Annotated in this window: 28 protein-coding genes and 1 pseudogene; 26 read left to right on the top strand and 3 right to left on the bottom strand. The window is 54.0% G+C overall.

The window, feature by feature from the left end; genetic code table 11:
* The first annotated feature begins 31 nt into the window (after window positions 1-31).
* From OCV64_RS06820 to OCV64_RS06780, 9 genes are all read left to right on the top strand, one after another.
* Window positions 32-1,882, top strand: a complete 1,851-nt coding sequence (locus OCV64_RS06820; protein ID WP_262669648.1) for a VirB4 family type IV secretion system protein — start codon at window positions 32-34, stop codon at window positions 1,880-1,882.
* A 12-nt stretch (window positions 1,883-1,894) separates the two neighbouring features.
* Window positions 1,895-2,980 (top strand): M23 family metallopeptidase, encoded by a 1,086-nt coding sequence (locus tag OCV64_RS06815; protein WP_262669647.1) that lies wholly within the window; start codon window positions 1,895-1,897, stop codon window positions 2,978-2,980.
* Window positions 2,981-2,984: 4 nt separating this feature from the next.
* Complete coding sequence (locus OCV64_RS06810; protein WP_262669646.1) at window positions 2,985-3,521, top strand: hypothetical protein; 537 nt, start codon at window positions 2,985-2,987, stop codon at window positions 3,519-3,521.
* A 17-nt stretch (window positions 3,522-3,538) separates the two neighbouring features.
* Window positions 3,539-4,240, top strand: a complete 702-nt coding sequence (locus tag OCV64_RS06805; protein WP_262669645.1) for a hypothetical protein — start codon at window positions 3,539-3,541, stop codon at window positions 4,238-4,240.
* An 11-nt stretch (window positions 4,241-4,251) separates the two neighbouring features.
* The gene (locus OCV64_RS06800) at window positions 4,252-4,512 is read left to right on the top strand and encodes a DUF6103 family protein (protein WP_262669644.1); all 261 of its coding nucleotides are present in this window, start codon (window positions 4,252-4,254) and stop codon (window positions 4,510-4,512) included.
* Window positions 4,512-5,555, top strand: a complete 1,044-nt coding sequence (locus tag OCV64_RS06795; protein ID WP_262669643.1) for a hypothetical protein — start codon at window positions 4,512-4,514, stop codon at window positions 5,553-5,555. The genes OCV64_RS06800 and OCV64_RS06795 overlap by 1 nt, the downstream gene beginning before the upstream one ends.
* Before the next feature lie 449 nt (window positions 5,556-6,004).
* Window positions 6,005-6,412: a hypothetical protein gene (locus tag OCV64_RS06790; RefSeq protein WP_006876430.1), complete on the top strand. Its 408-nt coding sequence runs from the start codon at window positions 6,005-6,007 to the stop codon at window positions 6,410-6,412.
* Between the two features lie 13 nt (window positions 6,413-6,425).
* Entirely contained in the window at window positions 6,426-9,194 is a 2,769-nt protein-coding gene (gene mobP3, locus OCV64_RS06785) for a MobP3 family relaxase (RefSeq protein WP_262669642.1), read from the top strand.
* A 200-nt stretch (window positions 9,195-9,394) separates the two neighbouring features.
* The gene (locus OCV64_RS06780) at window positions 9,395-10,840 is read left to right on the top strand and encodes a DUF3991 and toprim domain-containing protein (RefSeq protein WP_006876433.1); all 1,446 of its coding nucleotides are present in this window, start codon (window positions 9,395-9,397) and stop codon (window positions 10,838-10,840) included.
* A gap of 28 nt (window positions 10,841-10,868) precedes the next feature.
* On the opposite strand, the gene OCV64_RS06775 is transcribed toward OCV64_RS06780, so the two are convergent.
* A complete protein-coding gene (locus tag OCV64_RS06775; protein WP_006876434.1) occupies window positions 10,869-11,036 on the bottom strand; it encodes a hypothetical protein in 168 nt (55 codons plus the stop codon).
* 94 nt (window positions 11,037-11,130) lie between these two features.
* Here OCV64_RS06775 and OCV64_RS06770 point away from each other — a divergent pair, with 94 nt between their 5' ends.
* From OCV64_RS06770 to OCV64_RS06760, 3 genes are read left to right on the top strand one after another with little or no spacing between them, the layout of a single operon-like run.
* Window positions 11,131-12,945, top strand: a complete 1,815-nt coding sequence (locus OCV64_RS06770; RefSeq protein WP_394803820.1) for a type IV secretory system conjugative DNA transfer family protein — start codon at window positions 11,131-11,133, stop codon at window positions 12,943-12,945.
* A gap of 14 nt (window positions 12,946-12,959) precedes the next feature.
* Window positions 12,960-13,214: a helix-turn-helix domain-containing protein gene (locus OCV64_RS06765; RefSeq protein WP_040343177.1), complete on the top strand. Its 255-nt coding sequence runs from the start codon at window positions 12,960-12,962 to the stop codon at window positions 13,212-13,214.
* Window positions 13,215-13,226: 12 nt separating this feature from the next.
* Window positions 13,227-13,448, top strand: a complete 222-nt coding sequence (locus OCV64_RS06760; protein ID WP_006876437.1) for a hypothetical protein — start codon at window positions 13,227-13,229, stop codon at window positions 13,446-13,448.
* Between the two features lie 180 nt (window positions 13,449-13,628).
* Here the strand turns inward: OCV64_RS06760 and OCV64_RS06755 are convergent, their stop codons facing one another.
* Both OCV64_RS06755 and OCV64_RS06750 read right to left on the bottom strand, forming a co-directional pair.
* Window positions 13,629-14,771: a DUF4317 domain-containing protein gene (locus OCV64_RS06755; RefSeq protein ID WP_262669641.1), complete on the bottom strand. Its 1,143-nt coding sequence runs from the start codon at window positions 14,769-14,771 to the stop codon at window positions 13,629-13,631.
* A gap of 192 nt (window positions 14,772-14,963) precedes the next feature.
* Entirely contained in the window at window positions 14,964-15,287 is a 324-nt protein-coding gene (locus OCV64_RS06750) for a helix-turn-helix domain-containing protein (protein ID WP_087303449.1), read from the bottom strand.
* A 193-nt stretch (window positions 15,288-15,480) separates the two neighbouring features.
* Here OCV64_RS06750 and OCV64_RS06745 point away from each other — a divergent pair, with 193 nt between their 5' ends.
* The 14 genes and pseudogenes from OCV64_RS06745 to OCV64_RS06680 all read left to right on the top strand — a co-directional run.
* Window positions 15,481-15,969, top strand: coding sequence for a hypothetical protein (locus OCV64_RS06745; RefSeq protein WP_262669640.1), 489 nt, complete (start codon window positions 15,481-15,483; stop codon window positions 15,967-15,969).
* Window positions 15,970-16,019: 50 nt separating this feature from the next.
* Complete coding sequence (locus tag OCV64_RS06740; protein ID WP_262669639.1) at window positions 16,020-16,193, top strand: hypothetical protein; 174 nt, start codon at window positions 16,020-16,022, stop codon at window positions 16,191-16,193.
* Between the two features lie 16 nt (window positions 16,194-16,209).
* Window positions 16,210-17,592 carry a DUF6138 family protein gene (locus OCV64_RS06735; RefSeq protein ID WP_262669638.1) on the top strand — a complete coding sequence of 461 codons (1,383 nt, stop codon included), beginning with the start codon at window positions 16,210-16,212 and terminating at the stop codon, window positions 17,590-17,592.
* Between the two features lie 12 nt (window positions 17,593-17,604).
* Window positions 17,605-17,838 (top strand): cytochrome D ubiquinol oxidase subunit II, encoded by a 234-nt coding sequence (locus OCV64_RS06730; protein WP_262669637.1) that lies wholly within the window; start codon window positions 17,605-17,607, stop codon window positions 17,836-17,838.
* A 13-nt stretch (window positions 17,839-17,851) separates the two neighbouring features.
* Window positions 17,852-18,052: a hypothetical protein gene (locus OCV64_RS06725; RefSeq protein ID WP_262669636.1), complete on the top strand. Its 201-nt coding sequence runs from the start codon at window positions 17,852-17,854 to the stop codon at window positions 18,050-18,052.
* 40 nt (window positions 18,053-18,092) lie between these two features.
* The gene (locus tag OCV64_RS06720) at window positions 18,093-18,680 is read left to right on the top strand and encodes a hypothetical protein (protein ID WP_262669635.1); all 588 of its coding nucleotides are present in this window, start codon (window positions 18,093-18,095) and stop codon (window positions 18,678-18,680) included.
* 16 nt (window positions 18,681-18,696) lie between these two features.
* Window positions 18,697-19,776 carry an ankyrin repeat domain-containing protein gene (locus OCV64_RS06715; protein WP_262669634.1) on the top strand — a complete coding sequence of 360 codons (1,080 nt, stop codon included), beginning with the start codon at window positions 18,697-18,699 and terminating at the stop codon, window positions 19,774-19,776.
* Window positions 19,777-19,780: 4 nt separating this feature from the next.
* The gene (locus OCV64_RS06710; protein WP_262669633.1) at window positions 19,781-20,401 is read left to right on the top strand and encodes a hypothetical protein; all 621 of its coding nucleotides are present in this window, start codon (window positions 19,781-19,783) and stop codon (window positions 20,399-20,401) included.
* 12 nt (window positions 20,402-20,413) lie between these two features.
* On the top strand, window positions 20,414-21,253 hold the full coding sequence (locus tag OCV64_RS06705) for a DUF2262 domain-containing protein (protein ID WP_262669632.1): 840 nt from the start codon (window positions 20,414-20,416) through the stop codon (window positions 21,251-21,253).
* 13 nt (window positions 21,254-21,266) lie between these two features.
* Window positions 21,267-21,770, top strand: a complete 504-nt coding sequence (locus OCV64_RS06700; protein WP_040343324.1) for a DUF2004 domain-containing protein — start codon at window positions 21,267-21,269, stop codon at window positions 21,768-21,770.
* A 16-nt stretch (window positions 21,771-21,786) separates the two neighbouring features.
* Window positions 21,787-22,197: a hypothetical protein gene (locus tag OCV64_RS06695; RefSeq protein WP_155817720.1), complete on the top strand. Its 411-nt coding sequence runs from the start codon at window positions 21,787-21,789 to the stop codon at window positions 22,195-22,197.
* Window positions 22,198-22,252: 55 nt separating this feature from the next.
* Complete coding sequence (locus OCV64_RS06690) at window positions 22,253-22,849, top strand: hypothetical protein (protein ID WP_006876750.1); 597 nt, start codon at window positions 22,253-22,255, stop codon at window positions 22,847-22,849.
* A gap of 22 nt (window positions 22,850-22,871) precedes the next feature.
* Complete coding sequence (locus tag OCV64_RS06685; RefSeq protein WP_006876749.1) at window positions 22,872-23,426, top strand: SUKH-3 domain-containing protein; 555 nt, start codon at window positions 22,872-22,874, stop codon at window positions 23,424-23,426.
* Window positions 23,423-23,953 (top strand): annotated as a pseudogene (locus OCV64_RS06680) (DKNYY domain-containing protein); the annotation flags it as partial. The gene OCV64_RS06685 and the pseudogene OCV64_RS06680, both read left to right, overlap by 4 nt.

Below are 23,953 nucleotides of genomic sequence, written 5' to 3'. Positions count from 1 at the left end.
ACCTCTCACGGCCACAGACAGGAGGTATCTCATGAACAAATCCAGAAAGAAAAGAAGTCCCGCACCCTCGACAGACTCGGGCGGCATCAAAGACTTCCTTGATATGATCGCCCCCTCTGTCATTGATTTCAAGGTCGACCACTTCCTCTGTGGCAACACCTACCGCTGTGTCTGGGCGCTGCGGGAGTACCCCACCTCTACCGACGAACAGGCTATCCTCCGCCACCTGGGTGAGATGGACGGCGTGACCATCCGGATCTACACCCGACAGGTCACCGCCAGCGAGGAGAAACGGATCATCCACAATGCGGCCAACCGCAACCGGATGTCCCGCTCCAGTACGGAGGATCTCCAGCAGACAGTCACGGCGGAAGCCAATTTGCAGGATGTGGTCACCCTGGTCTCTACCATGCATCGTAACCGTGAGCCGCTCCTCCACTGTGCAGTCTTTCTGGAGTTGACCGCATCCAGCTATGATGCCCTCAAACTGCTCCAGACTGATGTGCTGACGGAGCTGGTGCGGAGCAAGCTCAATGTGGACCGGCTGCTTCTCCGCCAGCGGGAGGGCTTTGTTTCTGTCATGCCGTCTGGCTGGAACCACTTCGGTGAGCAGTTTGAGCGAGTCCTCCCGGCCAGCTCGGTGGCCAACCTGTACCCGTTCAACTACAGCGGAAAAACAGATCCCCACGGCTTTTATATCGGCAAGGACAAGTACGGTGCCAATATCTTGGTAGACTTTGATAAGCGGGATGACGATAAGACTTCCGCCAGCATTCTGATCCTCGGCAACAGCGGCCAAGGCAAGAGCTACCTGCTCAAGCTGCTCCTGCTCAATTTTTTGGAGACAGGCAAATCCGTCATATCGCTGGATGCCGAACATGAGCAGCAGGATATGTGCGAGAGGGTCGGCGGCTGTTTCATGGATCTGATGGGCGGTGTGTACCGCATCAACCCTCTGGAGCCAAAATGCTGGGATGAGGGTGGAGACCCGGAAGATACCGACGCCCCCGAGGCCTTCCGCAAATCCACCCGCCTGAGCCAGCACATTTCCTTTCTCAAGGACTTCTTCCGGGCCTATAAAGATTTCAGTGACCGGCACATCGATGCCATTGAGATTATGGTCAGCCGTCTGTATGAAAAGTGGAGCATCAGTGATACTACCGACTTTGGCCGCCTGAAGCCGGAGGATTACCCTATCCTCTCCGACCTCTATGACCTTATTGAGGAGGAGTATCAGGGGTATGATGCAGACGCTCACCAGCTGTACACGGCAGAACTTCTGCAGGAGATCCTCCTCGGTCTTCACTCCATGTGTAAGGGCGCGGAGGCGAAATTCTTCAACGGCCATACCAATGTGACCTCGTCCCGATTCATTGTCTTCGGCGTCAAAGGACTCCTGCAGGCCAATCGCAGCGTTCGCGGGGCCATGCTTTTCAATATCTTGTCCTTTATGTCCGACCGCCTGCTGACCATCGGCAACACCACTGCGGTGCTGGACGAGCTCTATGTCTGGCTCTCAGATAACATCACGGTGGGAACCACCATCATCGAGTATATCCGCAACATCCTCAAGCGGGTGCGAAAGAAAGAGTCCAACCTCATCATGGCCTCACAGAATCTGGAGGACTTCGACCGAGAGGGTATCCGAGAGCTGACCAAGCCCCTGTTTGCGATTCCGCCCCACCAGTTCATCTTCAACTGCGGGTCTATCGACAAGCGGTTTTATATGGACTTGCTTCAGCTGGAGGAGGCGGAATACAATCTCATCCGTTTCCCCCAGCGCGGCGTGTGCCTATTCAAGTGCGGCAACGAGCGGTATCTGTTGGAGGTGCATGCGCCTGCCTACAAGGAAGCTCTGTACGGCTCCGCCGGCGGCCGGTAAGGAGGTGGCGGCATGAGCGCAGCGACTGTTGCTGCCATTGCCAAGGCAGCCGTCGCAGTCCTCTCAAACGAGAAGACCCGCAAGGCATTGGGGTGGGTCATTGTTGCAATACTCTCTCCGCTGATCGTGCTGGTGGTTTTGATCTGCGCTGTTCTCTCCGGCTCGTCGCAGCACAATGTATCCGCCGTGGAATTATGTTTCCACGGCGGTACAATTTCCTCCAGCGCTACTCCAGAGTACCGAGGCTATATCGAAGATATGAGAGGCAGCTTTGCCCAGCTGGATAGAGCAATAGAGGAAATTAACGCCCAGTGCGAGGACGGAAACAGCCTTGATGATACGCGCGTCAAGGCTGTTTTTTATGCTCTGTATTTTGCGGCAGAACACCCTGATGACAGTGGCATTCGTGCGTTTACAGATTGTTTTGTAGACTACGAGGAGAGGACTCGCACAGTGACTACCACTGATGAGGAAGGCAACGAAGTGGAGGTTGAGGAAACCTATACGGTGGCCATTCCTGTTACTGGTATGAACGAAGTCTACGCTCGAATCGAGGCGGCTATGGGGACCACAGTCACCCCGGAGAATCAAAGTAACGCCGACAGCATTTACAACATCGTTTTGTACGGCACAGCTGCGGGGACCGGCGAATGGTTTCCTGGTGCGGATATTCCGTTTATCAGTGTAGATGGCTTCTGCTCACCAGTGGGTGCAAACTGGGAAAGCATCGTGACCTCGGAGTTTGGATACCGCAGTGACCCGTTCACAGGTGAGACACGGGGACACACTGGGATGGATCTGGCCGTTCCTACCGGCACTCCCATCCGGGCGGCTCTGCCGGGGACTGTCACCGTATCACAATATAACGCAGGCGGATATGGGTACTATGTTATGATCGATCACGGTAATGGGCTGTCAACACTCTACGGTCATAACTCCAGGCTGCTCGCTCAGGTGGGCCAGACCGTAGAAGCTGGAGACATCATCGCACTCTCCGGCTCCACCGGCAGGTCCACGGGTCCCCATCTGCACTTTGAGGTACGGGTCAATGGGGAGAGAACTAATCCGCGTGATTATCTACCTACAGCAGGAGGATAAAATCATGAAATCAAAAATGCAGCCGCCAACAAGTTCCAGAGAACTCCGCAGTGCGGGTCATGAGACCGAGAATATGCGTTTGGCTCCAGCTTCTTGCGGTAGTTTTGTCGATAAGGGCGCTCTGGCTCCGTTGGAAGACCCGGAGAAAGCACGGGAGATCTTGTCCAAACTGATTGCATATCTCGCCCAGCACGACGGAAGTGCGGAGCTATATCAGCTCCTGCACAATGATCTTGGGTTGAGCAACCCGGAAATCGAGGCCATGGGATTTAGTCTTGCGCACCGCTATGAAACGATTAGCGATGATGCATATCGAGATATTGTGGATTACATCTGCTTCGAGCAGGAAACCTCCATAATATGGCCTTGGGCCATCACAGGCGATGCGATGCTCGCCTGCGCGCAGGATTTGCATGAGATTGCCAGTCAGTTGGCCGCCACGGGCAGCTGGGATACAGAGAGTATCTACGAATGCTTAACCAAAACCTTTGGGAACAATCCGGCACTGGAACAAGGTGGCCAGTCGGAAATGAAACTATAACACATGGGAGGCAATGTATGAAAATCACACAGGAACAGCTGGCCCTGCTCTCTCAACTGGAGGAATTCAGAAAAAGACACGAGAGTAAAAGCGAGCCTTCCGATTGGGCCATTCGCATGTGTCAGGCCATTGTGGCGCATAGTCTGGGGTTTACCGACCGGAACCAATGGACGGACCTGCTGAAAAAACAGGGTGAAACTCTGTTCAATTTTGAATGGACGGAAGGCAGCGTCAGCGATCATGTGATCCGCTGGTGCAAGGAAACTGGTCGTGATTGGCGGTACAGCCATTTGGGCGAGCTGCAGGTTGCCAGCGGCGGTGAGTGGCGGCGCATCGATTACGAATGCGGCGAACACGCGCAGACCAGGGTGTTCCTCGATCCAAAACCGTTGCCCGAACAGGAACTGAAAGCGCTCGCTCAGGAGCCTGCCATCCGGCTGAGGGATCTGCTGGAACTCGGCCTGCCGGAGCATGATGTGTATCTGGTCCACACCACTGCCGATGTCGGATGGGTGCCTGCGGCAGATCTGACCCAGCTGAGCGACCGTGGAAAAGAGCAGTTTGCTGAACTCCTGGATGCCAAGGTCTCCGCTGTACGCCCCGGTCCCTACGGGACAGAACTGGTTCTTGATGGTGTAGACCCTCAGTTGTTGGTCCAGTATGACCAGGCAATCGCGGACTGTGCCAAAGCAGAGAGTGCCATGAAACTGTTTATGTGAGGAGGATGTATATGAAAAAGACAAGCATCAGCATCGACATGGAAGCGGAAAAGCTGCGGGCGCTCCGGTTCTATACAGAGAAGAAGGAAACGACTTTGGAAACGGAGCTGGAGGATTTTCTTGCCAAGCTCTACGAAAAGTATGTTCCATCTCAGACCCGTGAGTATATCGAGAGCATGGAGGAACCAGCTGAACCTCCACGCCCCCGCACCAAACGGCAGCCCCGCACTCCGGTCGATACGCCCACTGCGGTGAGCGAGGAGGCGGTGTAATGGACTCTGTTTCTATCGAACTCTGGCTGGACAAGCGCCAGCTTGCCGCGCTGGAGCAGGCTCTGGCCGAAGACGGAACCACCGTCGATAGGATCATGCAGGAGCGCCTCGATGAACTTTACGCCCAGCGTGTTCCGCCCGAGCAGCAAGAAAAAATCCAGCAGGAACTGGATGCTGAGCAGCTTGAAAGCCAGCGAAGCGTCGAAGCCAACACCCGGTACGCCGGATTCCACATCACAGAGAACGGGCAGGAACACTATCTCTCCACCAAAAGCGGCCAGGAATTTTTGGACATGGCGCTCCTCATACGGCGCTATGTGCGCGGCACATTCGGTGATAAGGCAAAGGGATTCGCCCAGTGCATCTATGGCGCAGAGGAGATCTCACCCCAGCGGTTTGAGCAGCTGGCCGCATGGAGGCTGGAGAACCTCGGCAAAGTCACCGGCCTGGTGGAGATCGACTTCGACAAGGGGCTGCTCTCCGCCCTCAACATTATGGATGGCTGGCAGAGCTTCCGGCTCAAAGATGTATCCTCCGCCGCCTACTTTGCGGACAAGAGCGGCCACGTGAACAAGGAGGTTCGCTGGAATATTTTCCTCTCCCGGCTGGAGGGCAAGCAGCTCACCAGCCATACGCAAGCCCCGGTCGAGCTCCACGGCTCACGCAGATTACGGCCAGAGGAGGTCACTTTTTCTGACGAGGTCTCCGAGCTCGACGGCCGGTTGAACTTCTACATGGACTGCTCTTTCAATCCCGATGAGGTCTTTGGAACCCATGTAGATTCGGCGGACAACAACAACTGGCTCAATATCTATGCCGAATATGACCTGGAGAACAGCCAGGTATGCGACGCTCTCAAAGTCATCCTCTGCCGTGAGGATGGCTTTGATTACGAGATGGCTTACCAGCTCAATGCCGCGGAAAAGAGTGCGATCCTGGACAAGATGGATCAGTACTGCCGAGAAAAATACGGGCAATCTCTGCTGGAGTTTGCGGCAGAGATGGAATCGGAGATCACAGCGATGGAAACGCCGCAGATGTAACCGGCCTGATAACGCCCTCTTGGCCCGCTGTGCGCCCCTGTGGGCCGCTTTGCCGCCGGGGTGGCATCCGTGTACCCCACTGGCCGCTGGGAGCGCCGTGTGCGGGCTTTGTGCCGGAGCGTTGGCAGGGATGGCAGGCAGCCCTGAAATGCGGGCCGGGTTCTGCTCTGTATTGGGGGTGTGAACCGAGGGGTTGAAAATGGTGCGGGATAAAGCGCGGGGGTCGCAGAGCGCCCCCCACACAGCTCACACCGCCCCGCAATGCGGGTCGGGGAACGGTTTTGCGGGGGTCACTTTCTGGGGCATGGGGTCATGTTGGGGATTATGATGGGCGGATTTACCCATCATTTCAGCGTTTATCTGGAATCAAAGCAGGGATAAGCCAGAAAAAAGAGGATTGCCTCAGTCACTGTACAGTATGGCTGGGGCTTATTTGATTGGAGGAAAGCATGGCAAGAGAAAAGATCAAGTTCGCTCTGCGCATTGCGCCTGAAACTCAGCAGCTGGTCAAGGACCTTTGTGCAAGGGACAACTGCCAGAGCCAAAACGAGTTTATTGAAAAGGCCATTCGTTTTTACGCCGGATATGTTTCCAGCGGCGAGGCCATCGACTATCTGCCGCCCGCACTGGTGGCCGCCCTGCGGGGAACGGTGGAGGACAGCGAACACCGCATTGCGCGGCTGCTCTTCAAGCTGGCCGTGGAAACCAGCATGATGATGAATGTGCTGGCGGCAGGTATGGAGATCAGCGAGGAGGATCTCCGGCAGCTTCGCGCCAGATGTGTCCGGGAGGTCAAGCAGACCAACGGCAATATCTCCCTCAAGGACGCAGTGAAATACCAAAAGGGGCAGGAATAGGCGGTGACTGAAAATGCCCCGCATTATTTTCAAGTGCCCGTATCTGAAAGGCGGCTCCCCCACTGTGACGGCTCACCTAAAAAATCTTGTAGGATACATCGCTACCAGGGATGGCGCTGAGAAAATTGACCCCGGTAATACGCAACTGGCAGCAACCAACAAGCAGAAAGAGCTGGTGGATCAGCTCGTCCAGAGTTTTCCGGAGAGCATGGAACTGTTTGAATATGAGGACTATCTCTCCGCCCCCAACAGAGGGAACGCCTCTGCTTTTATCACTATGGCCATTGAACAGAATCTGAGCCAGCTCATCCGCCGGGAGAAATATCTGGAATACATCGCCAAGCGGCCCCGCGCCCAGCGTTTTGGCGCTCACGGTCTGTTTACCGGTGACAAAGATTCTCTGGTGCTCTCACAGACTGCAAAAGCGATAGCAGAATATCCCGGCAATGTGTGGCTGCCGATCATTTCCCTGCGGAGAGAGGATGCTGCCAGACTGGGATATGACAATGCGGAGAACTGGAAGTCTTTTCTCTCCTCTTATGCCATGCAGATGGCCACAGCCATGAAAATCCCTTGGGAGCAGTTTCGATGGTACGCAGCCTTCCACAATGAGTCGCACCATCCGCACATCCACATGGTCTGTTACAGTGCAGATCCTGCCAAGGGCTTCCTCACGAAAACTGGGATCGCCCAAATCAAATCTGGTTTGGCGAAGCACATCTTCCGGCAGGAACTGACGGAGCTCTATCAAAAGCAGACCAAAAGCCGCAACGCACTGAATGAAGATGCCCGTTCTGTGCTGGAGCAGCTGATCGAACAGATGCGGAGCGGCACTGCGGTCAACCACCGCATGGAGAAGCTCATGGAGCATCTGGCGGAGCGCCTGCGGCACACTGGAGGCAAGAAGCAGTACGGCTACCTCAAAGCCCCGCTGAAGGCTGTGGTGGATGAGATTGTGGACGAGCTGGCCAAAGACCCATGTGTCGCTGCGGCCTATGCCCTGTGGCATGAACTGCGGGAAGATGTACTGCGCACCTACAGAGACGATCTGCCCCCACGCCTTCCCCTTTCCCAGCAGAAGGAATTCAAGCGGATCAAAAATATTGTTATTGAGGAGGCGGTGAAGATTGGGGCGCATCAGCAGGTATTCCATCCGGATGACCAGCAGGACGGTGTCTCTGCGGCAACTCCAGGAGATCCGTCGCTGCCGGAGCTGACCCAGCCCGATGATGACTGTGGTGATCCTGTGGAATCTCCACCAGAAGCCCCGCCAGAGAAATCGGGATCTGCCAAAGCACACATGGAATGGAGTAAGGAGTATCGTCTGGCACGCCGCTGTTTGTTTGGCGATAAGAATCAGCCCCAGGACTTTGAGCAGGCATTTTCACTGTTCCAAGAGGGGGCGCAAAAAGGCAACGCACTGGCCATGTGCGACCTGGGACAGATGCTGGCGGATGGGCTGGGCCAGGAGATTGATATACAGGCTGCCCATGTGTGGTACAGAAAGGCGCTGGCTGCGTTCCATGCTGTGGAGGAACAGAAGAAAAACCGCTATGCGGAGTACCGGATCGGCAAACTCTATGCCGCGGGCCTCGGCTGTGAGCAGGACTATGGTGAAGCCGCCCGGTGGTTCCAACTTTCCGTAGACAAAGAGTACAAGTACGCGCAATATTCCCTTGCCGGTCTGTTTCGCCGCAGGCAGGGTGTGGAGCAGGACGATGTGCGGGCGCTGGAATTATACACAGCCTCTGCACACCAGGATTTCCCCTATGCCGCTTACGAGTTAGGAAAGATGTATCAGGATGGCATTGGCTGTGAGAAGGACACTGAAGTGTCGGAACAGTGGTACCAGCAAGCCTTCGCCGGATTTCTTGAGTTGGAGCAGCAGAGCCATGACGATAAATTGCAGTACCGTATCGGCTGGATGCTCCTCCATGGTGTAGGAACTGGAAAGGATGAAGCGGCAGCCAGGGGGTGGTTTGAACGGGCATCCAAACTGGGCAATCCCCATGCACAGTACCAACTGGCCAAAATGATCCTCGACGCCCCATCCTCAACACCAGAGCAGACAGCTCAGGCATTGGAGTGGCTGACAAAGGCAGCGGAAACCGGCCAGGACTGCGCGCAATATGCGCTCGGCAAAATCTATCGGGATGGTCAAGGAATAGAAAAAGACATTCAAAAGGCGGTGAATCTGTTCACACTTGCGGCGGAGCAAGGAAACAGTTTCGCCGCTTTTACCCTTGGCAAGTTGTACCTTTCTGGTGACGCAGGTCTGCCCATAGATCCGCCATTCGCGCTGAAGTGGCTCACATTCTCTGCGAAACTTGGAAACCAGTTCGCCCAGTACCGGTTGGGAAAGCTGCTGCTCCAGGGCGAGGAGGTACCGAAAGACACGGAAACCGCCATCCGCTGGCTCACCGCTGTGGCGGAACAGGGCAATCAATACGCCCAGTATGCCCTCGGCAAACTCTATCTGCTTGGGAAAGAGGTTCCAAAAGACAAGAGCAACGCGACCAAGTGGTTCCAACTGGCGGCGGATCAGGGGAGTGAGTACGCTCAATACTTTCTGGAACACATGGATGACTGGCTGGGACAGCCGCCTGCAGCGGCAGTCATTTCACTGCTCCACCATCTGGCCAACATCTTTCAGGAGCAGAGCCAGCCACCCTCTGACGGTATCCGAGTGGCTGTGGACCGGAAGCTCCTGCGAAAAATCAAGGCGAAGAAGATCGCTCAGGGCCACAAGGCGGATGACCATGAGCCGGAGATGAAATTGTAAGGGAGACTCTTTTTTGAAACAGAAAAGGAAATTTAGACAGCAGATATTGTTATCCCATGCTGAGGACATTCAAAGGCTGAAAAAGAGAAAACTGATCCCCGGTAGGCCCATCCTGTTCCACAGGAAGCTCAAGGGGAGAAATCAATGAGAAGATGAACTGTGTAAAATACAGGCAGCATGATTATTGCGGGAGGTGCAGGATGCCATACATCCACTTTACGGAGGAGCAAAAGCTCCGGGCAAATTCAGTTGATCTGGTGGAGTTCCTGCGCCGGCAGGGAGAGAAACTCATCCCCTCCGGTCGGGACAAACGCCTCGCCTCGGATCACAGTATTACCGTGCGTGGGAATGAGTGGTACGATCATGCTGCAGAGAGGGGTGGCCACGCAATCTCCTTTGTCCAAAATTTCTACGGCCTGACTTACCCTGAAGCAGTGACCCGTCTGCTCAACGGTGAACAGGGGGAAGTGTATGTACCGGCGGAGAAAAAAGAAAAAGGGCCGCCAAAGGAATTTGCCCTGCCTCCCGCAAACCAGACCTTGCGGCGGGTATATGCTTATCTGCTCCAGCAGAGACACATCAGCCGGGAGGTGCTCAGCACTTTCGCACAGAAGGGACTGATCTATGAGAGCCGGGAATTGTCCATAGATCAGACAAAGGTGTATCACAACGCCGTGTTCGTCGGATTCGATGAACGCGGCGTTGCCCGTCATGCCCACAAGCGGGGCCTCTATACCCAAGGAAAAAGCTACCGGGGCAACATAGAGGGCAGTGATCCGCGGTGCAGTTTCCACTGGGTCGGTACCAGCGACCGCCTCTATGTATTCGAGGCCCCCATCGATCTGCTTGCCTTTCTCACCCTGTACCCGGACGGCTGGCAGCAGCACAGCTATGTGGCTCTCTGTGGTACGGCGGAACATGCTATGCTGTGGATGCTGGAGAAAAATCCAAATCTGCGGAAAGCCATCCTTTGCCTGGATCATGATGCCGCCGGAATCGAGGCCGTCGGCCGGCTCTCAGAAGTTCTCCGAGAGCATGGCTATTCTCAAATTGCCCCGCTGCAATCCGAATATAAAGACTGGGATGAGGATCTGAAAGCGCGGCATGGACTGGAGGCCCAGCCCGCCGAGGATCATCCGCAGTTTGCGGTGGCGGGGCTTGTCTGCCGGCGAATCGGAGCCAGGTGCAAGGAAGTTCGGCCGGATCGGGCGGTTTATCAGTTCCCCGGATTGCTCCTGCGGTACCGGAACGACCTCCATTGGGGACACTTTGACCAGGCGATGGAGCGCATGGAAACGATGGCGGCGCTGGCCCTCTCGGTGGTGCTGCGGGAGTGCAAACAGATGGGTACCGCGCTGACCACTGAGCAGGGTGTCCGGTTTTTAGAAAGCCACATCCTGCCTCATCAGAACCGGGGTATCCTCAAGAACCGGGCGGACGAGATCGCCATGCAATTCCAAAGCGTATTGGCCAAGAACAAGTGCCAGGGTATCCGTACCCAGGCAGAGAAAAAAGAGGTGGCCAGCGCATGGCTGGAGCTGGCCATCTCCTGTGCCAAGGTGCCGGTCAAGTACGAGGCCGACGAGATCAAACGGCGGCAGAAAGAGGAAAAGACCCAGAGGGAAGCTGAGCCAGTGATGGCCTAAGCCTGAAACAGCAAAGCGGAGGAATGGCTCAGTCCCACTCCTCCGCTTCTTCCTGGATGCTTGTTTGTCTGCTGAGATATTCTGCCCGCTCCTGCTTATTGGCTGGCCGGGTTGCCTGCTTCCCACAGTCCGGGCATTGCTCTGGCAGTTCCGGCGTCTCAAACAGATAGTAGCAATGGTCACATGCGCAAATCAAAGCAATCACCTCATACCAATTTATTATAGCAGACAAAGCGAAAACTGAACATCCCCTTCTGATATTAAGGCGTAGATATCAAAAGGAGGATCATGTGCCAACGCAAGTTATAACACTTATCGTGGTAGGCGCCATCATGTTTCTCGTGATCGGCGGCCTCGCGTTTCTCTCCCATTACTATACCCTTGACGGAATCAAATCCAAGACTGTGGGTGACGGCCAGCATGGAACCGCACGCTGGGCTACCAAACAGGAGATTCGGCAGACCTATGCCCATGTCCCTTTTGAACCAGAGCTGTGGCGCAAGGGAGAGCATCTGCCGGAAAAGCAGGGCCTTGTCCTTGGCTGCGAAGGTCCCAAAGACCATGTCACAGCTCTGGTGGACACCGATGACATCCATGCTATGGTCACCGCCGCCAGCGGCGCCGGAAAGACCGCGTTCTTTTTGTACCCCAACATCGAATATGCCCTCGCCAGCGGGATGTCCTTCCTCTGCACGGATACCAAGGGCGACCTGTTCCGCAATTATGCCGGTATTGCCAAGGACTGCTACGGATACCAAATCGCCGTGTTGGATCTACGCAATCCCACCCGGTCGGACGGCAACAACCTGTTGCACCTGATCAATAAGTACATGGATATCTATAAGGCCGACCCCAAAAACTTGGCAGCAAAGGCTAAGGCGGAGAAATACTCCAAGATCCTCGCCAAGACCCTCATCAACACCAGCGGCGGCGAAAGCGCCCAGTATGGGCAGAATGCTTTTTTCTACGATTCCGCCGAGGGCCTGCTGACTGCCATGTTCTTGCTGGTGGCCGAGTATCTGCCCACCGAGGACGCGGACGGCAATCCCATTGAAAAGCGCCACATCGTGTCGGTGTTCAAGCTGGTGCAGGAACTGCTGGCTCCCAGCCGGGTGAAGGGAAAGAATCAGTTCCAGCTTCTGCTGGAAAAGCTCCCGCCTAATCATAAGGCCCGCTGGTTTGCCGGGTCCGCCCTCAACACGGCGGAGCAGGCCATGGCCTCCGTGATCTCAACGGTACTGTCCCGCCTAAACGCCTTCCTCGACTCGGAGATGGAGCAGATCCTCTGCTTTGACACCGCCATTGACGCGGAGAAGTTTTGCAATGAGAAATCCGCCATCTTTATCGTACTGCCCGAGGAGGATCAGACCAAGTATTTCATGGTCAGCCTGATCCTCCAAAACCTGTACCGGGAGATCCTCACCGTGGCCGATGAGAACGGCGGGCGGCTCAAGAACCGGGTGGTCTTCTTTGCAGATGAGCTTGGGACATGCCCGCCCATCCAGTCGCTGGAGCTGATGTTTTCCGCCTCCCGGTCCAGAGGACTCATGCTGGTGCCTATCGTCCAGAGTATTACGGGACAGCTGCAGAAAAACTATGGAAAAGAGGGCTCTGAGATCATCGTGGACAACTGCCAGGTCAACCTTTACGGCGGCTTCGCCCCGGCCAGTCAGACCGCGGTGGAACTGTCCAAATCTTTGGGCAGCCGGACGGTGATGAGCGGCAGTATCTCCCGCGGAAAAAACGATCCCAGCCAGTCCCTTCAGATGATGGAGCGTCCCCTCATGACCCCGGATGAACTCAAGTCCATGCCCAAGGGCAGCTTCATTGTGGCCAAGACCGGCGTCCACCCCATGAAGGTCAAGCTGCGGCTGTTCCTCGACTGGGGCATCCGGTTCCGCAAGCCCTATGAAGTGCCGGAGAAGGCCCAGCGGTCCGTTGCCTATGCTGACAAGCAGGAGTTGGAGGAGTCCATCATCCGCCGCCACTATGGGACGATTGTAATGGATAGTGAGCAGCCGCAGGGAGGCGGCACATCCGCTGGCGGTATAGCTCAGGGAATTCAGGCCGCACCGGATTCCCGCAAAACGGTATTTCGGCCTTGACGGAGGGAAACAGAATGAACAGCTTTAGAAATATCTATAATTCCAATCTAAGCCACAGAGCCAGGAGCGTCTATATGTACCTCAAGGATCGGGCAGACAGCGAGGGACGCTGCTGGCCGGCCATCAGAACAATTGCTCTGGAGTTGGGGCTTTCCCGCTCTACGGTCAAGCGGGCGCTGAATGACCTCTGTAAAACCGGTCTGCTGCAAAAGGACCCACGCTGGCGGGAAAACGGGAGTCTTACTTCCAATCTGTATCATGTGGTATGACGGAGGTGTCCAATGCTGGTTGAGATCGATCTGCTGGATTATTTGGCTTATCAAATGGGATGCGGAGTTCTTTCTGATCTTCGGCTGTCCCAGCAAAGTGAACGGCTGCACAGGCTCACTGCCGCGATCCCTTTAGGTGCATGCAGCGAACGGGAATGGCTGGATGCGGCACAGTATTTGACAGGCCATGACTGCGCATCAGCACTGGAAGCAAGGAACCGTCTGGTGAGATAGCCTGTAAAAAGCAAACCCTCCCGCCAAGGGGAGGGTCTACATATCATGTGAACCGAGTCCCGGTTCATAATGAACCAACCAGAAGCGCCCACTCTAAGGATTTTATTTAAGACAGAAAATAACAAACAACATCTGGCCTTAAAGGTTATACCGCCTTGCGTTGTGTCCGGCTTTTGAAATTTAATCGTCTTTCTGTGCAGCTGTAATGCCGACAGCAAAACCGTTGACCTCCACGCCATCTTCTGCGGGGATCAGGAGGTACTTGCGCCCGTTGATAATTTGAGTTTCCACCAGGTAACTATACTCTGGATCAGCAGAAATGGTGATCTCAGGTGTCTTGATCTCAAAGCGGCTGCTGTCGATCAGGTTTGCCGGATTCAGGACAACCCCCGAACCAAACTGCTCGCCGCAGTTTTCCTGGAATGCTGCCACCTGTTCATCCGCAATCCCGCAGCTTTGAAGGATTTGCCCTATTTCTGAGGCACTCATCTCCAGAGGTTCCGAACTCCTGCTCTCCCTGTGCTCCTTGATTTTCTCACGCAGCTGTTCATGAACAGTCTGCATCACTTCCAGACTGCAGTCAAACGCATCGCTCAGAGCTGACTGGAATGCTTCCTTCTGCTCAACGGCAGACATCGGCGCTTCCACATGGAAGATCGCGTCAATAAACTCCTGGTGAATTTCATTGGCCTTCCTGCTGTAAAAGAGAGCATTATAGATATTTGCTGCCCGGTCATCGAATGCCGGGAACAGAAAACCCAGCTCAGGAGGAGCGACGGTTTGCCCGGCAGCACAGTGGAATTCATTGTCACCGGGAAAATATCCCAACTCTACCTTGCCCTCCTTGATGGGGCACACCACACAGACGATATAGGTGAACACCTCATCTGAGGCATCCGCTTGCAAGGAATCATCCTTACCCCGATGGGTAACATCGTAGCTGTCACAGACCAGGAGCAACAGGTAACTGCTGTCCCCCATGTCCAGACTATCGATCACCTTGCGGTAAAAGGTCTGACGAGCCTCGTTGTCCTTCAGCTGGGAATCCCGCAGTGTGGTGAGCAGGCGGTGTTCCTCACTGTCCACTACCTGCTGAGTGGAGAATACGATATCAATGAGGTTTTTCCCAAGAGAGCCGGACAGTCCCTTCTTCAAAAGGCTCAAATACTTCTCGGACTCCTCCTGCGGCATCATGCCCAGGGATTCGTCCAGATCGGAAACGATCTCTTTACTGCTGTTGACATAGCATCCATAAACACGGCTGATGGCGCTTTTTTCCGGGCGAAAACGGCGCCGCAGCTCATTGATTTCTTTTTGGTTCATTTTTTCCTACCTCGCTTTGTAATTGGAACGGTTGGTAACAGACGATGAATTCCATTTTAGTGGAAAGAGCTTGAAATTTCAATAGCTGGAAGTTCTTTCCCCAAAGAGCGCAAAAAAGAAACCGCCCATGTCAGAAACTATCAGAAACTGACTGAGCGGCATATTTTTCATGTCAAACGCCAGTAGGAGCGGTTATTTTCTGATCCAGTCCAGAAAAACAGCTACTTTCTCCAAGTCTTCATCCGGCAGGGCAAGCAGCTTCTTGCCTATGATCCCACGCAGGGAATCCGGATCGTCCATAGGAGCAAAGAAAAGAGTTGGCGTCAAATCAAAGTATTCCATGATGTTGAACAGTTCTCGGAGAGAGGGCATAGAAATTCCATTGGTGATGCTTCTGATGTAGGAGCCGCTCTTTCCAAGCTCCAGGCTCATCCGATGCTCAGAAATACCCTTCTGTTCCCGCAGCTCTGTGATGCGGTTCCGCACAAACGCTTCATAGCGGCGGTTGTCGTCCATGATCCTCTCCCTCCAATCTCTGCTTATTATTTTAATATAAGGGAGTGTTGCGGGTTCGCACTTAAATCATCAACTTTCGCTTCACACAACGAATAATTAGTGATATAATTATTAAAATGGGCGCGAGCTTTATATTTCTATTATGAATCACAATCAATAAAATATGACTGCGACTGTGTATGAGGGCTGTCAGATGGGAAGCTGCTTTTTTATAGGGCATAGGGAGACGCCGGATCGGGTGTACCCAACCCTGATTGAAACCATAGAGCGCCATATCGCGGAATATGGCGTATCTGAATTTGTGGTGGGGCAGTATGGAAACTTCGACCGTCTGGTGATCCGGGCACTGTCGCAGGTTAAGCGAGCGCACCCGGATATTACGCTGATGCTGATGACCCCATATTACCCAGTCAACAGAAAGGTGGATCTGCCAAAGGCGTTCGACGCCCTGTTCTATCCGCCGAATCTGGAAACGGTCCCCAAACGGCTTGCCATCGTCCGCGCAAACCGATATATGGTGGAGCGCAGCGATTTTCTCATCGCCTATGTGTGGCATCCGGCCAGCAACGCCAGAGAACTGCTGGAGTATGCTGGTACGGGAAAGAGAAAAGGAAAAATCCACATCACAAATTTGGCTGAGGAGCAAATCTCTCTTCCAAAGAAAACAGATGATGTGATATAATAAAATAAAGAAGTTTACCCATTTAGAAATTTGTAACCCGAGGTCTTGCTATGGAAGAAAAACTGGGACAGTCCACGGCTGTTCTGTTCAAATATGAAAAATTGATTTTGGCTGAAGAAGAAACCACATCCGCTGGTGGATGTGGCGTCTCTCTTGCGGCCTTTTCACGCCCTGCGTCAGCCTGTCCAAGTGACAGGGTGTCGCGGGGCTTTTTTATTGTCTGAAAAGAGGTGATCAAGCATGAGTTTGCCAAAACGCGACGGCGTGCATGACCGCTACTATCTGATCCACAAGCCGGACACTTCGCCGGAGGTACTGGCGGAGGCAGATCTCTGCATTCAGGATGTGCTGAACGGCACTGCCCGTGAAAATCACTCTGCCTACCCGACCGTGGTGCGAAACCACAACGGAACCCCCTTTCTTCCCAGCCAGCTGCTGGAGCGGTATCTGTCCAAACTGCCTTTGCAGGGCTTCCCCTACGAGGAAGCGGTCATCTTCTGCGATGCCCTGCGGCGGCTGGTGGGCTGGGAAGAGATCCGCTATACATTGGAGAAGTACATAGAAAAGCAGGTGCAGGAGCGGTTCTTCCTTGTGGGAGAGCGGGACGATGGGTTTACTGTCTTTCCCCCCTGCACGGTGTGGCCGGAATTGCGCCCGGAGAATGTGGACGAAGGGCTGTTGCGCTTTGCCTGCTATGTGGCTGTTTGTTATACGGTGTACGGGCAGAGCTTTGAATCCCTTACCACCGAACACATCCTCGGCCTGGTTTCCCAGCTTCGCCCGGATCTGGTGAAGCAGTTGAAAACAGCCGGCAGCGGCAAATTGCCAAAGGACATCCAGCGCCGTAAGACGGAGCATTTCACCGCAACGGCCAATGACGCCTTTGCCACCATCCGCATCACAGCTAAGGACGCCACCGAGGCGTGCTATGCGGAAATCCTGGACTACCTGTGTGCGGTGCTGGAGCAGCCGGAATTTCCCCGCAGCTACTCCATCGAGTTCCGTGGAAAGGAAAAACTCTATCTGCCCATTCCTGGACTTCCTAAAAAGGGCGTCCATCAGCTCTTTGCCTGTGCGGTGCAGCACCCCAATCTTCATCCGGCTATGGAGCAATACGCTCGTCTGGCTATGCGGGAGTTTGAGTGGTACCAAAACCTCACAGACGAAGCCAGTGCCATGCCCGGCTCTTTCGCCGTGTTCGCCCTGGGGCTGGAGGGAGAACCGTGGGCACCACTGGTGGCGGAGTATCTCGACCTCTGCGACGACGAGCACTCCTCCCTGCAAGGGAAATTCCTCCATGCCCTGATCCGGAAGTTTGGTTTTCAACCATGGACGCTGGGGGTATTGGTGCGGGGCGCATTGTCTATGCAGTGGTTGGAGCCTGCCAAGGAATTTCGCAGCCTGATTGCCAATGCGGAAAGCCTGGATGCGCTGCTGACAGTCAAGCGCCGCTTTTCCGCTTATCTCCTGCTGGAAGAAAACAAAGACCCGAAATTCCGGGCCATCGCTTGGCAAAGCCTGCTCTGGGCCATCTGGGGAAAGAATTCCGAAAATGGTGGTAGCAAGGTCATCAAGACAGCACCGAAGGAACTGAAAGAGAAATATCAGCAGGTATTTGCGTGAGGAGGAAGTAGAATGAACAGCGAACAGATCACAGCATTTTTGCAAGAGCATTGGTACATTGCCTCGGTGCTCATCGGGGCTGTGATTTTAATTGGGGCGATCCGCAACTGGAACTGGCTCTGCGACCCCACTGGTACGCGGGATGCCCACCGCCACGGCAGAGGATACCGGCAGGTGGTTTTCTTCCTGCTGGGCGTCCTCCTGATTATAGTGAGTATCTGGGGATTTGTGCTGAAATTGAAGTAGGAGGAGCAATCTCATGACCCAAGAAGAACAGATCCGACTCTATCGACTGATGGAAAAGCTCAACTGGTTTTTTCACCAGGAGATGTACTACCTGGATAGAGATATTGCGGAACAGACCGCACGGGAGTGTTACCCGGAGATTCGGGAGTTTACATACGATATTTTGTGGAATGACCTGCCCAAAGAGGTGCAGGAACAACTTGAAGCAGATTAACGCCCAATGACTTTGTACTGGCTCAGGAGGTGGAACTACAATGTCGATCACTGCTTATAAAATAGAAGCCGTCGGCCACGACCGAACCGGCAAGGACTTCGGCTATGTGAATATCATGTATCGTTATGGCAACAAGCAATCTTGCCCCCGACCGGATCAGTGCGAAAAGATGGAAGTCATGTGGGCGGATGAGAGCGTCTATGGACCTCCTGCCCCCGGCAGCAAGGTGGGGGATTTTATACAGACATGGCTGATGGGCTCCTGGAACTGCGGCGTGTTTACCCACCGGGAGATCGCCCAGCGGCTGATGGATACCTTCACTGGTCTCAAGCTCAAGGAGTTGGCGTGGTTTGAGACCCCCAGAGAAAAGACTCTGAAAAGCGGAAAGCCCCGTGCGCGCCGGGCCAAGTGGCTGCCGGACCGGGAGGTGGATCTGGTGTATCTCTACTCCGACTACTATATTGACGCAAGAGAACCTACTTCTGCCCAAACCGACTTTTTCACCGTTACAAGGATGGACGCCTGGGGCGTGAGCACCTGGTTCATGTGTACCACAGAGGCCGCCGGGAAACTGATCGCCATGGATTACGACAATCTGTCTATAAAGGAAACTACTATTGTAGGATAGAGAAAGTAGGTGCCTTATGTACCAAATTGCATATATTGGCCGCTGGGAGACAATCCCGGAAACGGCTGCCGCCATCTGTGACCATGACACTCCCAAGCTGGAGGCGCTGCTTCAAGGCGGTCTGGATTTAGATGTTCCCATCCAGCTCAGCGAATACATCAAGCTGATGCCATTGGAGATTGCGGTTTTTCGGAATGATGTGCCCATGATCCACTTCCTGCTGGAGCATGGAGCTGATCCCGGTCTGGCAGAGGAACAGCCCCTGCTGCTCACCGCCGCCCGCTGTTGTGGGCCGGAGGTGGTGGCGCTCTTTGCTGAACAGGCCGCAATACTCTCCCCGAAGCAGAAAGAGCGGGCCTTCCAGGAAGTGCGCTGGGGCAAGCGCCCGGAGAACATCCAGGTGCTGGAGCAAGCCGGTATCACAGTGGACAAGTTTGGCGGCGAGGCATTCCGGGCCGCTGTGTCCGAGGGCAATACCAAACTTGCCCGACTGCTTCTGGAAAAAGGGGCAGACATCAATTACCACAAGCCGGACATGGTGTTTCCGAACGCCTCTACCGCTGTCACCGAAGCGGCTCGGCATAAGAATCTCCCCATGGTGCGCTGGCTCATTGAGCAAGGAGCCGACATCACCATTGCTGACAAATACGGTGACCGGCCTTACACCGTGGCGGTGCAGAACAAAAATCAGGAGCTGGCCGACTACTTAAAAGCCCTGGAACCGGAGGACTGGCACAACGAACAGGAAAAAGTCCGGCAGCTCATGCCCTACAAGCTGCCCGCCAAGCTGGTGGAATACTTGAAGACCGGCCCCCTGCGGCTGGAGTTCCCGGAGCAGGAGTGGGTGAAGTGGGCAGAGTTGTATTCCTACATGGATGTGCAGGAGATGACCTGGAAACGGAAGAAGCTGCTCTCCCTGATGGTGCAGATGGACAATTACAGCGACTATCTGCTGCTGTGGAGCCCCAGGGACAAGAAACTGTGGTATCTGGACATCGAGCATGAGGAATTCCACCCTCTGGCCAAATGGGATGACTTCATCGCAGACCCTGGCCGGTATTTGAACGGAATGATCGAGGGCGAGTTTGAGGAGTAAAGCCATGACATCAATAGACTTTTTGAATAAGGTACATAAAAGCCTGGACTCGCAGGAATATAACCTCTCTTATTCTCCGGCTAAGTCCAAGAATTATATGTTGTACTGCAACGGCAACTTTATCGGCGGCCTGTTCGATGAGGAGTTGTGCTTCGTCTATGCCGACAGTGTGAGCGAACTGCTGGGGCAGCCGGAACCCGTCTACCGCGGCTACTCCAGCACCGCCCAGCACAGGATGCTGGTGATCCCGGAGGAACACTGGGAGAAGGCACTGAAACTGCTCTATGCCGAGAAATTCGACTGGAGCCGTTTAGTGTACGACATCACCTACACCAGCATTGGCGCGGCTGTGGTGGAGGACTTCTACGACGAGAATGTGGTATTCCTGCGCTTCTGCTTTGAAAAGGAGCTGCTGAAAAAGGACCCTCTGGACCGACAGGGCCGTATCCTGCGGATGGTCTATCTCAATCAGGACCTAACAAAAGCGGGCAAATATCTGTTCCCCAGACTGCTGCAAAAGTTTCTTGTTTTTACAGATCGCAACGGAAAGACCAGTCTGGAAACCATGCTGAAACGGTGGTACACCCAGCTTGAAAATGAATACCGCAATCATATAGAGGGATGAGGAGAATGATCTATGTTTGAAGAATTCTATGAGATGTACGAGCCCGAGGAGCAGGAAGTAGTCGCTCTGATCAATCGCTGTATCGGGGGCGGATATAACAACAGGGGCAACTTTTGGCAAATGACCGTTGTGACGCTGGGCATGGTGTTCTGTGACACCGGCAAAGTCAGCACCAAAGAGGAGCGGCTGGAGTGGCCGGTCACCGACGAGGAGCGCAACAGTGAAAAGGGCTGGGGACGCTTTCATAACGAGCAGATCTGCCGCCTGAAGATCCGCCGGATGAAAGAAGAATGGGCAAAAGATCTGGTGGCGTGGCCCTGGTGTATCTCCGAGGTGGTCAAGGTCCATGAGGACTGCCCGGAACTCGGGGCCGTTCTGGAGGAATACCACAAGCCGGTGGTGATCCAGGACCAGATTCTGGGAGAACCAACACTGGACAAGGACTACGGTTCCTTTGAGGGGGAGATTCCATGGTGCGGAAAGGATGTGAGCCTTTCTCTGGAGGTCAACGCCGAGAGCAAGCCCTCCTGGACCCGCGCCCGCAGCGCCGCCAAGAAGCTGCTGGCCGACTGTGACACCTGGGACAAAGCCATGCGGGAGCTTGCGGCCAAGAACCTGACCGAGCTGGCCAACAACTGGCTCTCCCAAGATGAAGAAAATCCCCGTAACCCGGAAACCGACCCCATCACAGAGGAAGAACTGGCCCGGCGGATCAGCATGACGAGCCTGTCCGTCACCTCCGGTGGCAGCTTCACGGCCTGGTTTGACTGCGACGAGATGTTCACCGACCATGCGGTGACGGTCTACGGCTCCTTGAAAAAGGGCCTCAAAACTGCCAACATTGAGGGGTAAGGAGGATAATATTATGAAACTGAACTGTAAACGCATTGATTTTACATATACACCCGGCGAGGAAATCTTCAGCTTTCCCGATGAATCGGGACTGCCCTTTCTTTTCGATGTAGAGGAAGAACTGACGGCTGATCCTGCCGCTATGGATGCGGTGGGAGAAATGCTGGATGAGGCGGAGAAATTGGCAGAAAAGGCCAAAACTGCCATCAAAGCGGCGCTGGCGGACGAGGACAGCCGCTACCATAGCGTTGTGACATTTTTCATGGAGTTCCACCGAGACGATGTAGGCCCGGATATTGCGGCGGAACTCTTTCCGGGAACCGACCCAGCCAAGCTGTCCTTTGCCGAGATGGTGGACTTTTTGCGGCTCAAGCGGTTTGGCAGCCTGGTGGATAGCGAGATGAACCAGCAAGTTTTCATTCTGGATCTGTCCTTCAACCCGGAGATCACCGATGAGCTGATGGTGATCTACTTTGATTTGAAGAAGGAGATTTTTTGTATTACTCATGAGAGCTGAGGAAAGAGCGTTACCTATGGAAAAAACGACCGCTGTTAATACCTGTTTAGGTGTTTTGAAGGGACGGGACTGCATCTATCTGGATCAGGTGAAACAGGATGATCTGAACAATCTGACCTTTATGGGGGACATCAATGGCCATCTGATTTCCCAGCACAGGGACGAAAAAGACTGGTTTCCCTACACGCTTACCTTCCGGCGAGTACTGGCCTATTTTGCCTGTGAATTGGACACCTATGAAAATCTGGCTGGGACGGGGCGTCTGGATGGCAGTTCTTTTGACTTGATCGAGGATAGCACCTGGCTAAAGTCCTTGCCAGTGCGGGAGGATTTTAATAAAAACATCTATCGGCACTATCGGCTGTTTACATACGATGATGTTTACAACATCATTGCGGTTTCCTATGAGTTTGCGGCAGAGTTGTAAATGCCTGAAACATGAACCATCATTGGAAGGATTAAGCCAGGAAGGAGATGCGGCGATGAAACAGAATAGCAATTGGCCACAATATCTGCCCACGCTTCTGATCCAGCAGATCCGCCTGCAATGGTATAAAGACTGTCGGGGCGGAAACGCCGCCGCACAACGGAACCAGTATCCCAAAGCCATGCGGCTGCCGAAAGACTTCTTCTCTTATTATTCCTTTGGCCTGCCTACACACTTTGTATCTATCTTACAGAGGCCCGATGGATTTCAGATCGATAAGGACTGTCGCAGGCTGATGGAATGGAAACCTAATGGCACAATGCGGCTTCATCCTTTTGAACTGATTCAGCAGGAGTCCGGAATCCAGATGCGTTACCGCTATGATTGGCATATTGGTGCGATGCCGGAGCGATATACCTACGATAAGACCGGGCAAAAACAGCCCCTCAATGAGCTGGCACTGGATTTGATTCCTGGTGATTATGGTCGGGCTGTCTGCAATGGGAGGTTCCGAGACTGGGACACCGGGATCTGGTATTATGTGCTGGACATTTTGAATGTGATGCCGCTTACGGAGTCCACCGACTCATTGACCAGTTTTATGGACAGAGAACCGAATAAGATATATACCCAGATCGACCGGCTGTGGTGATGAAAAACAGGAGGATACTACCATGATGAAAGAACGCATCCCCATCTCCGGCGATCTGGGCAGCAAGGTCAAGCAGCTGATGGAGTACGCCGGATGGTACGAAGGCCGCAGTGTGGATATTTCCATTGCGGAGAAGTATTACGCCGATCATGGCGTCCCGATGATGAAGACCACCCAACGATTTTACCGCAAGTATTTCGGCCTGTGCTGCGAGTGGTACTTGGCGCAGAAAAAGCTGAAATGGGCGGCTGACTTTGAGTTTGCTCTGTTCCCTTACCTGGTCAACGGGATCAAAAACCATTTGGAAGAAGCCTATTTCCGGGATATGTCCGGCTGTGAGCTGGCGGAGATCGAACAGGCTGCCGGTCAGAAGTGCCAGCCCATCGGTCACATCGGCTACTACTACCCGGCAGAGGTCTGGATCTCGGAGTACGGGAAACTGTATGCGAAATATGAGTATCAGGACGAGATCGAGTGCTTCCCCGATGTGTTTGCCCTAATCGAACGGGAACTGCGGCAGTGCAAATTTGATTCCGCTGCCATGAAAACTGTGGAGGCACTGGACGGAAAACTATGAAACAGGACTTTACTATTTGGCGCAATCAAATATTGCAGAATCCGCGGGACATTTTACCGCTAAAATTTGGAATGTCGCAGGATGAGGTCATAGAGATCTTCGGGAATCCCGATGCCGTTTCCACCATGAGAAGCGACGGGAAACCTTTGATCCTCAAATACTGTGACATTGAACTGCATTTCGATAGAAAGGACCCTCATGAACTCTACTTAGTTTACAGCGACGATGAGATCGAGTTGAGCATCACAGCCGAGCACGGAGAAATGCTCCAACCGCTCACCAACACAGAGCCGGTGGACAACGAATTTTTCCTTCGGGATGGAGCGGTCTATTTCTCCGGCCTATATGAAAACGGCTTGTTGAAGGGTGTTGCGCCCAAAGACTTCTGCTGCTGGCATTACTGGGGTAAATCCTCTACGGCCTGCTTTCTCGGCGGGATTCGCCTTCGTGGAGCAGACCCGGCATCGTTTCGGGTGTTAAACTATGCCTATGCCATGGACAAAACAGCCGTCTACACCACCAGCGGG

It is taken from the genome of Muriventricola aceti (assembly GCF_025567565.1).
Taxonomy (GTDB): Bacteria; Bacillota; Clostridia; order Oscillospirales; family Oscillospiraceae; genus Lawsonibacter; species Lawsonibacter aceti.
The sequence above is the reverse complement of the archived record's forward strand: the minus strand, read 5'-3'. Positions and strand labels throughout refer to the sequence as shown.

Excerpts from the sequence above, each read along its gene's own strand:
- OCV64_RS06705 (WP_262669632.1), top strand. The coding sequence starts at position 20,414 with ATGTTTGAAGAATTCTATGAGATGTACGAGCCCGAGGAGCAGGAAGTA.
- OCV64_RS06755 (WP_262669641.1), bottom strand. The coding sequence starts at position 14,771 with ATGAACCAAAAAGAAATCAATGAGCTGCGGCGCCGTTTTCGCCCGGAA.
- OCV64_RS06815 (WP_262669647.1), top strand. The coding sequence starts at position 1,895 with ATGAGCGCAGCGACTGTTGCTGCCATTGCCAAGGCAGCCGTCGCAGTC.
- OCV64_RS06690 (WP_006876750.1), top strand. The coding sequence starts at position 22,253 with ATGAAACAGAATAGCAATTGGCCACAATATCTGCCCACGCTTCTGATC.
- OCV64_RS06730 (WP_262669637.1), top strand. The coding sequence starts at position 17,605 with ATGAACAGCGAACAGATCACAGCATTTTTGCAAGAGCATTGGTACATT.
- OCV64_RS06780 (WP_006876433.1), top strand. The coding sequence starts at position 9,395 with ATGCCATACATCCACTTTACGGAGGAGCAAAAGCTCCGGGCAAATTCA.
- OCV64_RS06750 (WP_087303449.1), bottom strand. The coding sequence starts at position 15,287 with ATGGACGACAACCGCCGCTATGAAGCGTTTGTGCGGAACCGCATCACA.
- OCV64_RS06805 (WP_262669645.1), top strand. The coding sequence starts at position 3,539 with ATGAAAATCACACAGGAACAGCTGGCCCTGCTCTCTCAACTGGAGGAA.
- OCV64_RS06685 (WP_006876749.1), top strand. The coding sequence starts at position 22,872 with ATGATGAAAGAACGCATCCCCATCTCCGGCGATCTGGGCAGCAAGGTC.
- OCV64_RS06700 (WP_040343324.1), top strand. The coding sequence starts at position 21,267 with ATGAAACTGAACTGTAAACGCATTGATTTTACATATACACCCGGCGAG.
- OCV64_RS06710 (WP_262669633.1), top strand. The coding sequence starts at position 19,781 with ATGACATCAATAGACTTTTTGAATAAGGTACATAAAAGCCTGGACTCG.
- OCV64_RS06760 (WP_006876437.1), top strand. The coding sequence starts at position 13,227 with ATGCTGGTTGAGATCGATCTGCTGGATTATTTGGCTTATCAAATGGGA.
- OCV64_RS06795 (WP_262669643.1), top strand. The coding sequence starts at position 4,512 with ATGGACTCTGTTTCTATCGAACTCTGGCTGGACAAGCGCCAGCTTGCC.
- OCV64_RS06715 (WP_262669634.1), top strand. The coding sequence starts at position 18,697 with ATGTACCAAATTGCATATATTGGCCGCTGGGAGACAATCCCGGAAACG.
- OCV64_RS06810 (WP_262669646.1), top strand. The coding sequence starts at position 2,985 with ATGAAATCAAAAATGCAGCCGCCAACAAGTTCCAGAGAACTCCGCAGT.
- OCV64_RS06790 (WP_006876430.1), top strand. The coding sequence starts at position 6,005 with ATGGCAAGAGAAAAGATCAAGTTCGCTCTGCGCATTGCGCCTGAAACT.
- OCV64_RS06720 (WP_262669635.1), top strand. The coding sequence starts at position 18,093 with ATGTCGATCACTGCTTATAAAATAGAAGCCGTCGGCCACGACCGAACC.
- OCV64_RS06820 (WP_262669648.1), top strand. The coding sequence starts at position 32 with ATGAACAAATCCAGAAAGAAAAGAAGTCCCGCACCCTCGACAGACTCG.
- OCV64_RS06740 (WP_262669639.1), top strand. The coding sequence starts at position 16,020 with ATGGAAGAAAAACTGGGACAGTCCACGGCTGTTCTGTTCAAATATGAA.
- OCV64_RS06725 (WP_262669636.1), top strand. The coding sequence starts at position 17,852 with ATGACCCAAGAAGAACAGATCCGACTCTATCGACTGATGGAAAAGCTC.
- OCV64_RS06735 (WP_262669638.1), top strand. The coding sequence starts at position 16,210 with ATGAGTTTGCCAAAACGCGACGGCGTGCATGACCGCTACTATCTGATC.
- mobP3 (WP_262669642.1), top strand. The coding sequence starts at position 6,426 with ATGCCCCGCATTATTTTCAAGTGCCCGTATCTGAAAGGCGGCTCCCCC.
- OCV64_RS06745 (WP_262669640.1), top strand. The coding sequence starts at position 15,481 with ATGGGAAGCTGCTTTTTTATAGGGCATAGGGAGACGCCGGATCGGGTG.
- OCV64_RS06765 (WP_040343177.1), top strand. The coding sequence starts at position 12,960 with ATGAACAGCTTTAGAAATATCTATAATTCCAATCTAAGCCACAGAGCC.
- OCV64_RS06800 (WP_262669644.1), top strand. The coding sequence starts at position 4,252 with ATGAAAAAGACAAGCATCAGCATCGACATGGAAGCGGAAAAGCTGCGG.
- OCV64_RS06695 (WP_155817720.1), top strand. The coding sequence starts at position 21,787 with ATGGAAAAAACGACCGCTGTTAATACCTGTTTAGGTGTTTTGAAGGGA.